This is a genomic window from Actinophytocola sp. (genome assembly GCF_050699935.1).
GTDB lineage: Bacteria > Actinomycetota > Actinomycetes > Mycobacteriales > Pseudonocardiaceae > Actinophytocola.
Map to the genome: position 1 here is coordinate 1 of NZ_JBOHGB010000186.1, position 12,699 is coordinate 12,699.

The window sequence follows — 12,699 nt, forward strand, 5'->3', positions numbered from 1 at the left end:
AGCTCGACCAGGGTGAGCCCGCGCAGCGCCGCCGGCCACGGCTCGCCGCCGCCGAGCAGCGGGGCGAGCGGCTCGAGGTCGTCGGTGAGGCAGACGTCGAACCGGGCGAGCTCGCCCGCCGTCGCGACCGCGAAGCCCGCCTGTCGCAGCGTGTCCACGGCGAACCGGCAGGCGTAGCCCTGCCCGAGGGCGATGATCCGGGGCGTGTCCACGAGAATATACGATAGATTACCGGCTCGTGGAGGTCGAGGAGCTGGCGGCGGAGGCCGGCCGGGTGCTGCCCGTCGAGGTGGCGGACTTCGTCGCGGGCGGCGCGGACGACGAGGTCGCGCTGGCCGGCAACCTCGCCGCGTTCCGCCGCCGAACGCTGCGCCCGCGGGTGCTGGCCGGCGCGGCGGACCCGGACCCGGCGGCCGAGGTGCTCGGCTGCCGGCTGGCCGCGCCGGTGCTCGTCGCCCCGATGGGGATGCAGCGGCTGGTGCGCGCCGAGGGCGAGCACGCCACGTCCGGCGCCGCGGCCGGTTCGGGGCTGGGGTTCGTGCTGGCCACGGGGTCGAGCGTGCCGCTGGAGGACATCGGCGGGCGGGCCCGGTGGTTCCAGCTGTACCTGCTGACCGACCGCGGGGTGAGCGCCGACCTGGTGGCCCGCGCGGTCGACGCGGGCTACCAGGCCATCGTGCTGACGGTCGACGCGCCGGTGGTCGGCCACCGCCCGCGGGATCGACGGTCTCGCGGCGGCACGGGCTGGCGGAACGCGAACTTCGAGCCGTACCCGGCGATCGACGCGGCACACCACGGCTACGTGTCGGCGATCCGGGCCGACATCGGCTGGCCGGACGTGTCGTGGCTCGTCTCGGCCGCCTGCGGGCTTCCCGTGGTGGTGAAGGGGATTCTGCGGCCGCAGGACGCGGTGCGGGCCGTCGAGCACGGCGCGGCCGGCGTGGTGGTCTCCAACCACGGCGGCCGCCAGCTCGGCCGCGCGGTGGCCCCGCTGGACGTCCTGGAGTCCATTGTGGACGCGGTCGGCGGGCGGGCGGCGGTCCTGCTGGACGGCGGGGTGCGGCGAGCGGCGGACGTGCTGACGGCGGTGGCGCTCGGGGCCGACGCGGTCCTCGTTGGACGGCTGGTGATGTGGGCGCTGGCGGTGGGCGGCCAGGAGCGCGTGGCGTCCGTGCTCGACGGTCTGGTGGCGGACACCCGTCGCACGATGACTCTGCTGGGCGCCCGGACCCTGGCCGACCTCCCCGGCCTGGTCGGCTGAGCCGGCATGGGGTCAGGGCAGCGGGACGGTGACCGAGCGGCTGGTGGACCAGGTCGGCAGCAGCGTGGCCTTCGTCCCGGGGCCGCCCGCGACCAGCAGCGTGATGTCCTCGGGCGCGAGCGCGGCGGCCAGCACGTCGGCGGTGGCCCGGCCGGCGATGCCCGGCCCGAGGCGGTCGGCCGGGATCCGCGCCCGCTCCCACAGGTGCGCGCGGACGCCCTTCTTGTCCCACCCGGCCGCGCGCAGCCGGTCCACCCACTCCGGCGGCAGCACGACCACGGGCTCGCCCGAACCCAGGGTGCGGCCGTCGGGGCCGGCGGCCACCGGCAGCAGCAGGGCGGCGGCCAGCGTGTCGAGCAGGTCCACCGGGGCCTGGCTGACCGCGTCGACCACCTCGACCGTGCCGGACACGCCGAGCACGGTGACCTCGCCGCCTCGCTCGGTGCCCAGGTCGGGCCAGCCCGGTCCGGCCGGCAGCTCGGCGAAGCACAGCCCGTACTTCGCCGGCTGGCCCGCGATCGCCACGTCGATCGACCCGGGCACCGCGGCGCCCACCACCCGGATCAGGGTCGCGAGGGCACGCCCGATCGTCGCGTTCGCCGGGTGGCCGGGCCCGAGGTAGTTCGGACCCGCGCCGGCCCCGGCCGCGGTGGCCGCGGCGCCGTGCAGCACGACCCCGACGGCCGCGCTGCCCGTGGTCGTCGTGATGCCGAGCAGGTTGAACCGGTCGTCCTGGACGGCGCGAACCGCGGCCACGAGCACGGGCAGCGCGCTGGGCCGGCAGCCCGCGAGCACCGCGCACACCGCCACGTCGGCGACCGTGACCTCGCGGCGCAGTGGCGCGAGGGTGCCGAGGGACTCGTCGGGGTCCCAGCCGCCGAGCATCGACTCGACCCGGACCGCCGTCGGCGGGATCACCGGGTGCCCGTCGCCGACGCCGAGCGTGGTCAGCCAGCCGGTGACGGTCTCGGTGTCCTCGGCCGGATCGGCGCGCAGGGTTCGCGGCAGGGGCGGCAGTTCCATGGCTGGATATGATATAGCCATTCCGACGAGAGGTGGTGGCCGATGGCGGCGCCGAACGTACTTGGGCCGAACGTGCTGGACCAGGACGCGATGGTCGACCTCGTCCGCTGGGCCGGCGGGCTCACGCTCGCCGACGTCCCCGAGCCGGTGGCCGACGGCGCCAAGCGCCGGCTGCTCGACCTCGTCGCCGCGGCCCTCGCCGGTACCCAGGCCGACGGCGTCCCGGAGCTGCTCCGCGCGGTCGGCGCGTGGGGCGGGCGCCCGGTGAGCAGCGTGATCGGCCGCCCGGAGAAGACGTCGGTACCGCACGCGGTCCTGCTCAACGCCACGATCAGCCGGGCGCTGGAGCTCGACGACGTGCACGAGAAGGCGTTGCTGCACCCGACTGTGGCCACCGCGCCGATCGCCCTCGCGATCGCCGAGCAGGACGCCGCGCAGGACGGCGGCGGTGTCGACGGCGCCCGCCTGCTGACCGCGCTCGTCGCCGCGCAGGAGGTGATGTGCCGGCTGGGTCTCGCGCCCGAGTACCACGTCGCGGGCCCGAAGCACCGGCCCCGCGGCTGGTCGTTCACCTACCAGTGCGGCGCGCTCGGCGGTGCCCTCGTCGCGGCGCTGCTGCGCGGGCTCGACGAGTCTCGCGCGCTCGACGCGCTGGGCAACGCCTATACCGCGCTCGCCGGCAACCAGCAGGCCATCAAGGAGGCCACGCTCGCGATCCGGGTCCAGCAGGGCGTGACGGCGCAGACCGCCGTGCAGTCCGCGGACCTGGCCGCGCTCGGCATCACCGGGCCGCACGAGATCCTGGAGGGCGAGTACGGCTGGCTGAGCTACTGGCACGGCGGCTCGTACGACCGGACGGTCGTGGTCGCGGACCTCGGTTCTCGGTGGGAGTGCGCGGGCGCGAGCACCAAGCCGTACCCGGTCTGCCGGATCACCCACAACGCGGTCGGCGCGACGCTCGCCGCCACCAGCGGGCTCGCGCCGGGCGACATCGAGCGGATCGTCGTGCACGTCAACAGCCAGGAGAGCTGGGACGAGGTCGTGCACCCGCTGGAGCGGCGGCGCACGCCGGCCTCGCCGATGGACGCCCAGTTCAGCCTGCCGTACGTCGTGGCGCTCACGGCCGTGCGCGGCTCGGTCACGCTCGCCGGCCTGATCGACACGGCGGTCCGCGACCCGGAGATCCTGGCGCTGGCGGCCCGGGTCGAGCCGGTGCTGGACCCGGGCTTCGACCGGGCCGCCGGGCGGGTCATCCCGATGCCGGTCACCGTCGACGTGCACCTGGCCGGCGGTGCGGTGATCACCCGGCGCTCGGAGTTTCCGTTGGGACATCCGGAGAACCCGATGGGCTGGGACGCGGTGGAGGCGAAGGTGTGGGACTGCGCGGCGTGGGGCTCGTCGCCGGCCGACCGCGAAGTGGTCGAGGAGCTGGTCGCGGCCGTGCGCGGGCTGGAGCGGGACCCGGCGCCGGGTCGGCTGGCCGGACTGTTGGCGCGGGCGAAGGCGGTGCCGGCATGAAGGCCGCGCGGCTGCACGCGTTCCGGAGTCCACTGAGGATCGACGAGGTGTCCGATCCCCAGCCGGGCGCGGGCGAGGTCCTCGTGCGGCTGAGCCACGCGGGGGTCAACCCGATCGACGTGCGGCTGCGCGACGGTGGCGCCGGACGGGTCGAGCTGCCGTTCGTACCCGGCTGCGACGGGGTCGGGCACGCCGACTCCGGGCCGGTCGTCGTGTACGGCGCCGGGCTCGGGCTGCGCCGTCCGGGCACCTACGCGGAGCGGGTCGCCGTGCCGGCCAAGGGCGTGGTCCGGCTGCCGCAGGGCGTGGATCCCGTGCACGCGGCCGGGGTCGGGCTCGCCGGGGTGACCGCGTGGGCCCTCGTCGGCCGGGAGGTGACCGCCGCGGACCGGGTCCTCGTGCTCGGCGCGAGCGGCGGGGTCGGCACGCTGGCCGTCCAGCTCGCGCGCTCGGCCGGCGCCACGGTGTGGGCCCACGCGAGCGACCCGGCGGACGCCGAGCACCTCGGCGCGGAGCGGGTGATCGCCTGCGACGCGGCGGGTTTGCGGGACGCCGTCCGGGAGCTCGAGCCGACCGTGGTGCTCGACGGGCTCGGCGGGGCGTTCACCGGTGCGGCGGTCACGGCGGTGGCGGGCGGCGGGCGCGTCACGGTGTTCGGGGTCAGCGCCGGCGGTCGCGGCGAGATCGACTACGCGACCCTGTACCGGAAGTCGGTGACGCTGCGCGGGCACGCGAGCCTGGCGATGCCCGCCGCCGACGTGCGCGACGCGCTGGTCGGATGCCTTGAGCTGCTCGCCGGCGGGCAGGTCCGGGTCGTCATCGACGACGTGCTCCCGCTGGCCGCGGTGAACGAGGCGCACGAGCGCCTCGTCACGCGCCGCGCCACCGGCAAGCTGGTGCTCGCGATCTAGGAACGATCATCGTGCAAGAGTCTCGCACCGACCAACGTAACCCCAGGGGACCGTGACGCCACCCAGCGACCAACCAACCGCCCGACCGCCACTATTCGCTGGAACGCAACGAACACTTTAAATTCCGGGGAGGCGGTCTAGAAGCCGACCTTGTCGACGTGCACCTGGCCGACGCCCGGGTCCTCGTCGCGGATGGCCTTGTCCAGGATGGCCACCAGCACCGCGTCCGGCACCAGGCACTCCATGCACGCGTCCGGCTTGGCCTCGAGCACCACCCGCACCGAGTTGTCCGACTCGATCGAGCCGAGCCGCAGGTCGAACCCGTCCGCGGCGAGTGCGGGCCGCACGTTGTCCAGGGCCTTCTCGACGGCCTGCTGCATGGGTCGACTCCTCTCGCGGCGGTGGCCACCGGCGCCACCAATTGCCCATATCATATAGCAATAGTGGCGGACCGGGCCTGTCCGTAGTGCCCGGCCGGCAGGAAGCACGAGTGCCCGCCGCTCATCCCGCCGGTCACCACGACCAGCAGCGACTCCGGGTCGTTGACGATCGGGATCCGGCCGTCGACGAGGTAGTCGTCGGCGCCCTCGGCCCGGCGCAGGTGCGAGCGCCGCTCGGACAGCGCGTCGGGCGGCAGCGTGGTGTGCTCGACGAGGTGCCGCGTGAGCTCGGCCTTGCCGAACCCGCCGTCGCTCAGGATCCGCGCGTGCAGCGGGTTGAGCGCGAGTACCGGTGTCGCATGTGGATCGACGACGTTCGGCGTGCCGAGGCTCGGCAGGCTGCCGCACAGCGTCTTCACCACGTCGCGCCAGTCGTCGCTGGAGTCGTGGATGTTGATCGCCGCGTTGACCCCGACGACGGTGACCACGTCCTGGTCCGCGGCGAACCCGCGCTCGGTGTGCAGCGGCGCCCAGGGACCGTCCTCCTCGTTCTCGCCGACGCACAGCGTGTACTTGCCGACGAAGCCCTGCGTGCACTTGTCGACCTCGCCCGGCAGCGCGCCGCCGAGGTTGATCAGCGCGAGCCGCACGGCGCGGCCGATCGTGGCGTTGGCCTGCCACCCGGGGCCCATCACCCCGGTCGAGCAGTTCAGCCCGATGCGCCGGCGGATCGGGCCGTTGACGATCAGCATGGGGGTGAGCGGGTTCGTCGTCGGCTGCATGCCGGCGAGCTGGAAACCCGGTTCCAGCAACAGGTCGAACGCGGTCAGCACGACCGGCAGGTACTCCGGGCGGCAGCCGGCCATGACCGCGTTGATCGCGAGCTTCTCGACCGTGGCCGCGCCGTTCGTCGGCGGTACGGTGCCGAGCGACGCGGCGGGGTCGCGCGTGGTGCCGGTGAGCATCCGCAGCACGCGCTCGCGGGTGGGCGGCACGACCGGCAGGCCGTCGGTGTGGCCGCGTTCGTGGAGCCACGCGCTGACGGCCTCCACGTCGTCCGGTAGATCCTCCACAGTGGACACCAGCTCGGTGGACGTCAGCATGTCAGCCCTTCGACGATCGCGGCTACCCGCTCGCGCAGCACGGCCCGGATGTCCGGCTCGGGCCTGTCGTTGAGCGGGTGCGGGAGGATCACCCGGGGTAGGTCGGTGGCGTCGGCGCCGGTGGCGACGGCCATCGCCAGCCCGGCGAAGACCTCGGTGAACAGCGTCACCGACGGCACGCCACGCCGTTCGAGCTCAACGGAATCGTGGATACACCACGATGTGCAGGAGCCTCAATTGCCGATGCCGACCACGACGGCGTCGCAGTCGGCGGCCATGGCCTCCAGGGTGTCCTCGGGGAGCGTCTGCGCGGCCGAGATGCGCCGCTCGACGACCCGCACGACGCCGTAGTCGTCCCGCAGCACCGAGGTGAGCTCGTCGGCGATGACGTTCATGCACCGCCAGCTGTTGTTGACGATGCCGACCGTGCGTCCGTGCAGTGTGGACAGCCGAGGCGCGGTGAGACCGGTGTCACCCGCGGGCCGTTCCGCGTAGGGCATCAGGATGTCGACCACGACGGTCCTCCTATCTATCCTATAGTCGGCACTCTAGCAGCCGGTTTGCGGGTGGAGATGATCGTGAGTACCGAGTTCGGCGTGACCCTGCAGTCCGGTTCGGATCCGGCGGCGTTCGCGCGGCTGGCCGAGGACGCGGGCTTCGACTACCTGGCGTGCGGCGAGCACCTCACCTTCCACGGCCCGACCACGAACGCGTTCATCTCGCTCGCGCACGCGGCCGGGGTGACGTCGCGGATCAAGCTCGTCAGCGCGGTGACACTGCTGCCGCTGTACCAGCCGGCCATGGCCGCGAAGCTCGCCGCGTCACTGGACGCGGTCAGCGGCGGCCGGTTCACCCTCGGTGTCGGCATCGGCGGCGAGTACCCGAAGGAGTTCGAGGCGGCAGGCGTGCCGGTGACGTCCCGCGGCGCGCGGACCGACGAGGCGCTCGACGTCATCCACCGCCTGCTGACGTCCGCCGACGTCTCGGTCGACGGACGGTTCACCACGTTCCGCGACGTCACGATCGCCCCGCGTCCCGCGCGCAAGCTGCCGATCTGGATCGCCGGCCGCCGCCGCGCGGCCCTGCGCCGGACCGCTCGATGGGGCGACGCGTGGCTGCCGTACCTGCGCACGCCCGAGCAGGTGGCGGCGGGCCGGGTGGAGATCGCGTCGCTGGCCGGCCCGGCCGGGTGGTCGGGGCGGACCGCGTTGTTCGCCTTCACGACGGTCGACCGTTCCGGCGACCGGGCGCGCACGATGGCGGCGGAGCGGGTGGGCCGGACCTATCGGCAGGACTTCAGCGCCTTCGTGGACAAGTACCTGATCGCGGGCACGCCGGCGGAATGCGTGGCGCGGCTGCGTGAGTACCTGGAGGCGGGCGTGGACGTGGTGATCTTCCGCATCGCCTGCCCCCGCGACGAGGCCGACGCGATGCTGCGCCTCATCGCCGAGGAAGTCGTCCCACACCTACGCTGACGAGCCAGGAAGGACGCCTTGCTGACGTTCAACGTCCGGAAGGCGTCCTTCCTGGCACCGCGCCCGACTCCGTCAGCTGGGTGATCTCCTCGGCCGTGAAGCCCCACTCCGCCAGTACCCGTGGCGAGTCGTCGCCGGGGGCCGGTGGGGGAGCGGACACCGCGCCCGGGGTGCGGCTGAAGCGTGGCGCCGGTGCGGGCTGTGGCACGCCGGCAACCTCCACGAAGGACGAGCGGGCCACGTGATGCGGGTGCGACGCCACCTCGGGCAGGCCCAGCACCGGCGCGAAGCACGAGTCCGACTCGGACAGCAGCTCGGTCCACTCCGCGCGCGTCCGGGTCCGGAACAGCGTCGTCAGCCGCGTGCGCAGCTCGGGCCAGTCGGCTTGGGCGATGGGGTCGGCCAGGCCCGTGCGGTCCAGGCCGATCCGGCGGAACAGCTCGCCGTGGAACTTCGGCTCGATCGCGCCGATCGACACCCACCGGCCGTCGCTGGTCTCGTACACGTCGTAGAACGGCGCGCCCGAGTCGAGGTAGTTCGTGCCCCGCTCGTCGCGCCACGTGCCGTTGCGGCGGCGGCCGTGGAACTGCGTCATCAGCAGCGAGGCCGCGTCGACCATCGCCGCGTCCACCACCTGACCGCGCCCGGACTCGCGCGCCTCGAGCATCGCGCACACCAGTCCGAAGGCCAGCAGCATCCCGCCCGCGTTGTCGCCGACCAGGTTCAGCGGGATCACGGGCGGCCCGCCCGCCCGGCCGATCGGCTCCAGGGCCCCGGCGAGCGCGATGTAGTTGATGTCGTGCCCCGCCGACGACGCCAGCGGACCGGTCTGCCCCCACCCCGTCGCCCGGCCGTACACCAGCGCCGGGTTGCGGGCCAGGCACACGTCCGGGCCGATGCCCAGCCGCTCGACGACGCCCGGCCGGAAGCCCTCGAAGATCGCGTGCGCCCGGTCGGTCAGGCGCAGTACCACGTCCGCGCCGGCCGGGTGCTTCAGGTCCACCAGCACCGACTTTCGCCCGCGCACCACCAGCTCCAGCCGGGGATTCGGGGCCTGGATGTGCCGGTCGCCGCCCGGCCGGTCCACTCGCACGACCTCCGCGCCCATGTCCGACAGCATCATGCCGGCGAACGGCCCCGGCCCGCGGCCGGCCAGCTCGACGATGCGCAGTCCGCTCAACGGTCCCAACCGTGCCTCCGTAGCCTTGTGCCGATGCTAGCTAGAATATATTTTAGAGCATCCACCGGAGGAAGGCGGCGACGTGGCGGTTCAGGTGATCGATCCCCGCATACCGGCTCCCGCGCGCCCGGCCCCGCTCGCCCCGCGCCGCCCGAGCCTCGCCGGCCGCCGGGTGATCCTGTTCGACAACGGCAAGCTCGCCCCCGACTACGGCCCCTACCGCGCGATCTTCGAGGTCGTCGAGACGGCGCTCGGCGGTGACGCCGAGGTCGTGCACCACACCGACGACCTGCTGCGCGGCACCGGCGAGCGCCTCACCGAGGTCGCCCGCTGGGTCCGCGACCAGGAGGTCGCCGGGGTCGTGTTCGCGCTCGGCGACTGGGGCGTCAGCCAGCCCACCGCGATCGTCGCGGCCGAGTTGGAGCGCCTCGGCGTGCCGACATCGGTGGTCACCACCGACATCGGTGGCCGCCAGGCGCTCGCGGCCGCGGCACGCATGGCGCCCGGGCTGCCGGTCACCAGCCTCCGCGCGCTGCGGTCGGCCACCCGCGACGAGGTCGCCGCGGAGGTCAAGGACGTGCTCGAGGACATCCTCGAGGGCCTGACCGGGCGGGCGGCGCACCTGCACGACAGGTTCGCCGCGCGGGCCATCGCCGCGCCTTCGCCGGCGGAGCCGTCCGGGCTGCTGTCCCTCGACGGCGACGACCCGTCCGCGGAGTTCACGGCCGTGATGCGGAAGAGCCTGCTCGGCGACGGCCTCCCGCTCGTCGCGCCGACGCCGCGGCGCGTCGAGGAGTTCCTGGCCGGCCGGGACCCGCGGGCCCCGGTCTGGCCGGCGATTCCGCCGCGGGACACCCCGGTGACCGCCCGCGAGGTCGCCGCCGTCGCGGTCGCGGCGGGCTGCCGGCCGCGGTGGGCACCGGTGGTGTTCGCCGCGTACGACGCCATGGCGGCACCCGAGTTCCGGTTGTTCCAGGCCGCGATCACGACCCACCCGGGCGGCACGCTCGTGTTCGTCAGCGGTCCGGACGCCGGGCGGTACGGCTACGAGGCCGGCCGCGGCGCGCTCGGCCCGGGGTTCGAGGCCAACGCGACCACCGGCCGTGCGGTCGCGCTGGGCTACTCGTTCCTGCTCGGCGCCGTCCCCGGTGGCGCGGACCTCACCGCGCAGGGCTCGCCCGCGGAGTACACGTACTGCTGCGCGGAGAACCTGGCGGCGAGCCCGTGGCCCGGCCTGCACGCCGACCTCGGCTTCCCGGACTCGACCACGGTCACCGTCCTCAAGTGCGAGGGCCCGCACAACATGCTCGACCAGCAGAGTGCCGACCCCGCCCGCCTGCTCGGCACGTTCGCGAGCTCGATGGCGACGCTGGGCTCGAACGCCGCGTATGTCGCGACCGCGGAGACCCTGCTGCTGCTCAACCCCGAGCACGCGCGCCTGCTCGCGGCGGCCGGCTGGTCCCGGCGCGACGTCCGGGAGTTCCTGTTCGACGCCGCCCGCAACCCGCGGGCGGACCTGCGCGGTCGCGGGCTGGCCCCGATCTGGCCGACCTGGTTCGACGCGGCCGACCGGGTCCCCGTCGTGCCGGACGCCGCGAGCCTGCTCGTCGCGGTGACCGGCGGGGAGGGCCCGGCCTCGCAGGTCGCCGTGCCGTGGGGCTATTCGCACGCGGTGACCAGGGCCGTGGACCAGCACTAGTCCACAAAGGAGGGCACAGGTGTTCCGGATCGTCCGGTGGGCTGGGCTGTTCGCGGCCGAAGTCGTGACCAAGGCAGACTCATAATATATGGTATTCCGACAGGTCAGGGCGCGGGCCGTCGCCGGCCCCGCCTCGTCCGGCGATAGCGACGGAGGTTGCTGACGTGGCGATGATGACCGAGGGCAAGGGCATGGCGCCGGCGGTCAGTGCCGACGACCGCCTGGAGGACCGGGACACGCAGAAGCGCTCGACGTTGACCATCGCCGGGCTGCGGGTCGGTGTGCTGATCATGGCGCTGCTGCTGTGGCAGTTCGTCGCCGGCGCGTTCGACATCGAGTTCTTCGTCAGCAAGCCCACGGAGATCTGGGCGCAGCTGCAGGACTGGATCACCAGCGGCTACCTGCTGGACAACGTGGGTATCACGTTGCAGGCGACCCTGTACGGGTTCCTGCTCGGTGCGGCGACGGGCATCGTGATGGGTTTCGTGCTGGGCCTGATCCCACTGCTGGGCCGGCTCCTGGACCCGTTCATCACGGCGATCTACAGCCTGCCGAAGCTGGCGCTCGCGCCGCTGTTCGTGCTGTGGTTCGGCATCGACCTGGAGATGAAGGTCGTGCTCACCGCGGTGATCGTGTTCTTCCTGGTCTTCTGGAACACCTACACGGGCGTCCGGGAGACCGACGAGGAGCTGATGGACGTCCTGCGCGTGATGGGCGCCAAGCGGCGGGACATGATCCGGAAGGTCGTGCTGCCGGGCTCGCTGACCTACATCTACGTGGGCCTGAAACTCGCGATCCCCTACGCGCTCGTCGGTGCCGTGGTGGGCGAGCTGATCGCGTCGAACCGCGGCATCGGCTACATCCTGATGTCCGCGGCGGGCGCGTTCAACACGGCGGGCATCATGGCGGCCCTGGTGGTCCTGATGCTCATCGCGACGATCATGAACGCCCTGCTGAACCTCACCGAGGTGTATGTCATGCGCTGGAAGCGCGCCGGCCGCTGACCTCGCCAGGCACATCCCGCCACCGGGAAAGGCGGGCCTCCCACCGCACCATCAGCTCGTTCAGCACGGTCGCCGTCGCCGCCAGCAGTACCACGCACGGCGAACAGCCGGTCGGTCCGGAAGAGCTGCGCCGACTCGTTGAGCACGTACCCGAGCCCGGTCCCGGCCGAGAACACCTCGCCGACCACGACGCCGGTCAGCCCGTGGGCGACCGACTGCCGAATCCCGGTCAGCGTGTGCGGAACGGCGCCGGGCACGACGGTCGCCAGCACCCGGGCCGGCGACGCGCCGAAGGACCGGGACATCCGCACCAGCGCGGGGTCGGCCGAGCGCACCCCCGGCCATGGTGTTCAGCAGCACCGGGAAGATCGCGGCCAACCACCACGAGCTTGTACTCGAGCCCGAAACCGAACCACACCACGAGCGGACCGCCAGGTCGGCGATGATCTCGATGTCCGGCCGCGACTCGTGCCGCGGCGCCAGTGCGGGCGCCCGGTACTGGGCGTAGGCCTGGGTCGCCGGCCCGCCGCCGAACGAGGTGGCGAGCCCGGGCGATTCCCACGGCCTCGCGGCCGGCAGCAGCAGGTCGGCGAACCGTGCCGTGGGGTTCTCGACCATGTCGACGTGCACGTGGAAGTCCAGTGACCGCAACGCGTCCCGGCCACGCCGGCTGTCCCGTTCCGCAGCAGGGCGTTGCCGCCGAACGCCACCAGCCCGCGCACCGGGTGGGGCCGGCCGTCGAGGGCGGCGTCGTAGAAGTCGTAGGCGGCGACGCCGTGCCGGGGCGCGTTGCCGCCCGGTGCCTCCAGCCAGCCGGTCAGCGCGTAGAGCACGGCCAGCGCGCGGCTCGTCTGTGCGGTGTCGGTGTGCTACTCGACGCCGTTGTACGTGTCGTAGCACAGCGGACCGTCCGCGACGAACTCCGCGAGCCGTCGCAGGTCCACTTCGGACACACCGGTCAGCCGGGTGACGTCCACCGGCACCGGCCGGGCGCCGTCCCACACGACGAAGTCCCCGTCCTCACGCAGGAAGCGGCCGGTCGCGGTGTCCACGAGGAACGGTCCGTTCGTCCACCGTCACGAAGTCGTGGTCGAACGTGCCGCTCTCGAGCAGCAGGTGCACGACGCCGAGCGCGAGCGCGGCGT

Annotated in this window: 14 protein-coding genes and 2 pseudogenes; 7 read left to right on the forward strand and 9 right to left on the reverse strand. The window is 73.5% G+C overall.

All coding sequences use genetic code 11. The annotated features are described in order from the left end of the window. Positions 1-212, reverse strand: a 212-nt coding sequence (locus ACRDTB_RS34160; RefSeq protein ID WP_431436358.1) for a hypothetical protein, incomplete at its 3' end; no start/stop codon positions are given. 26 nt (positions 213-238) lie between these two features. Here ACRDTB_RS34160 and ACRDTB_RS34165 point away from each other — a divergent pair. Next, a complete protein-coding gene (locus ACRDTB_RS34165) occupies positions 239-1,261 on the forward strand; it encodes an alpha-hydroxy acid oxidase (protein ID WP_431436359.1) in 1,023 nt (340 codons plus the stop codon). A 12-nt stretch (positions 1,262-1,273) separates the two neighbouring features. Here the strand turns inward: ACRDTB_RS34165 and ACRDTB_RS34170 are convergent, their stop codons facing one another. Further along, entirely contained in the window at positions 1,274-2,284 is a 1,011-nt protein-coding gene (locus ACRDTB_RS34170) for a hypothetical protein (RefSeq protein ID WP_431436360.1), read from the reverse strand. A 42-nt stretch (positions 2,285-2,326) separates the two neighbouring features. Between ACRDTB_RS34170 and ACRDTB_RS34175 the strand changes: the two genes are divergently transcribed. After that, positions 2,327-3,802, forward strand: a complete 1,476-nt coding sequence (locus ACRDTB_RS34175; RefSeq protein WP_431436361.1) for an MmgE/PrpD family protein — start codon at positions 2,327-2,329, stop codon at positions 3,800-3,802. Further along, the gene (locus ACRDTB_RS34180) at positions 3,799-4,713 is read left to right on the forward strand and encodes a quinone oxidoreductase family protein (RefSeq protein ID WP_431436362.1); all 915 of its coding nucleotides are present in this window, start codon (positions 3,799-3,801) and stop codon (positions 4,711-4,713) included. Before ACRDTB_RS34175 ends, ACRDTB_RS34180 begins: the two co-directional genes overlap by 4 nt. A 137-nt stretch (positions 4,714-4,850) precedes the next feature. Here ACRDTB_RS34180 and ACRDTB_RS34185 read toward each other — a convergent pair whose 3' ends face one another. From ACRDTB_RS34185 to ACRDTB_RS34195, 3 genes are read right to left on the reverse strand one after another with little or no spacing between them, the layout of a single operon-like run. After that, a complete protein-coding gene (locus ACRDTB_RS34185; RefSeq protein WP_431436363.1) occupies positions 4,851-5,093 on the reverse strand; it encodes a NifU family protein in 243 nt (80 codons plus the stop codon). A 50-nt stretch (positions 5,094-5,143) separates the two neighbouring features. After that, entirely contained in the window at positions 5,144-6,196 is a 1,053-nt protein-coding gene (locus ACRDTB_RS34190; RefSeq protein ID WP_431436365.1) for a hypothetical protein, read from the reverse strand. Next, positions 6,190-6,711: a UGSC family (seleno)protein gene (locus ACRDTB_RS34195; RefSeq protein WP_431436366.1), complete on the reverse strand. Its 522-nt coding sequence runs from the start codon at positions 6,709-6,711 to the stop codon at positions 6,190-6,192. Before ACRDTB_RS34195 ends, ACRDTB_RS34190 begins: the two co-directional genes overlap by 7 nt. Positions 6,712-6,774: 63 nt before the next feature. Between ACRDTB_RS34195 and ACRDTB_RS34200 the strand changes: the two genes are divergently transcribed. Then, the gene (locus tag ACRDTB_RS34200) at positions 6,775-7,671 is read left to right on the forward strand and encodes an LLM class flavin-dependent oxidoreductase (RefSeq protein WP_431436367.1); all 897 of its coding nucleotides are present in this window, start codon (positions 6,775-6,777) and stop codon (positions 7,669-7,671) included. A 28-nt stretch (positions 7,672-7,699) separates the two neighbouring features. On the opposite strand, the gene ACRDTB_RS34205 is transcribed toward ACRDTB_RS34200, so the two are convergent. Further along, the gene (locus ACRDTB_RS34205) at positions 7,700-8,860 is read right to left on the reverse strand and encodes a CaiB/BaiF CoA transferase family protein (RefSeq protein ID WP_431436369.1); all 1,161 of its coding nucleotides are present in this window, start codon (positions 8,858-8,860) and stop codon (positions 7,700-7,702) included. Between the two features lie 73 nt (positions 8,861-8,933). On the opposite strand from ACRDTB_RS34205, the gene ACRDTB_RS34210 reads away from it, so the two are divergent. Together ACRDTB_RS34210 and ACRDTB_RS34215 are read left to right on the forward strand one after the other, a co-directional pair. Next, positions 8,934-10,550 carry a UGSC family (seleno)protein gene (locus ACRDTB_RS34210; protein ID WP_431436370.1) on the forward strand — a complete coding sequence of 539 codons (1,617 nt, stop codon included), beginning with the start codon at positions 8,934-8,936 and terminating at the stop codon, positions 10,548-10,550. A gap of 170 nt (positions 10,551-10,720) precedes the next feature. Beyond that, on the forward strand, positions 10,721-11,554 hold the full coding sequence (locus tag ACRDTB_RS34215) for an ABC transporter permease (RefSeq protein ID WP_431436373.1): 834 nt from the start codon (positions 10,721-10,723) through the stop codon (positions 11,552-11,554). A 128-nt stretch (positions 11,555-11,682) separates the two neighbouring features. Here ACRDTB_RS34215 and ACRDTB_RS34220 read toward each other — a convergent pair. Then, a pseudogene (locus tag ACRDTB_RS34220) lies at positions 11,683-11,889 on the reverse strand (ABC transporter permease subunit); the annotation flags it as partial. Positions 11,890-11,897: 8 nt separating this feature from the next. Between ACRDTB_RS34220 and ACRDTB_RS34225 the strand changes: the two are divergent. After that, complete coding sequence (locus ACRDTB_RS34225) at positions 11,898-12,062, forward strand: hypothetical protein (protein ID WP_431436371.1); 165 nt, start codon at positions 11,898-11,900, stop codon at positions 12,060-12,062. Here the strand turns inward: ACRDTB_RS34225 and ACRDTB_RS34230 are convergent. Together ACRDTB_RS34230 and ACRDTB_RS34235 are read right to left on the reverse strand one after the other, a co-directional pair. Further along, positions 12,044-12,172 (reverse strand): annotated as a pseudogene (locus ACRDTB_RS34230) (hypothetical protein); the annotation flags it as partial. The gene ACRDTB_RS34225 and the pseudogene ACRDTB_RS34230 overlap by 19 nt on opposite strands. Positions 12,173-12,423: 251 nt before the next feature. Then, the gene (locus ACRDTB_RS34235; protein WP_431436372.1) at positions 12,424-12,606 is read right to left on the reverse strand and encodes a hypothetical protein; all 183 of its coding nucleotides are present in this window, start codon (positions 12,604-12,606) and stop codon (positions 12,424-12,426) included. Positions 12,607-12,699: the final 93 nt, after the last annotated feature.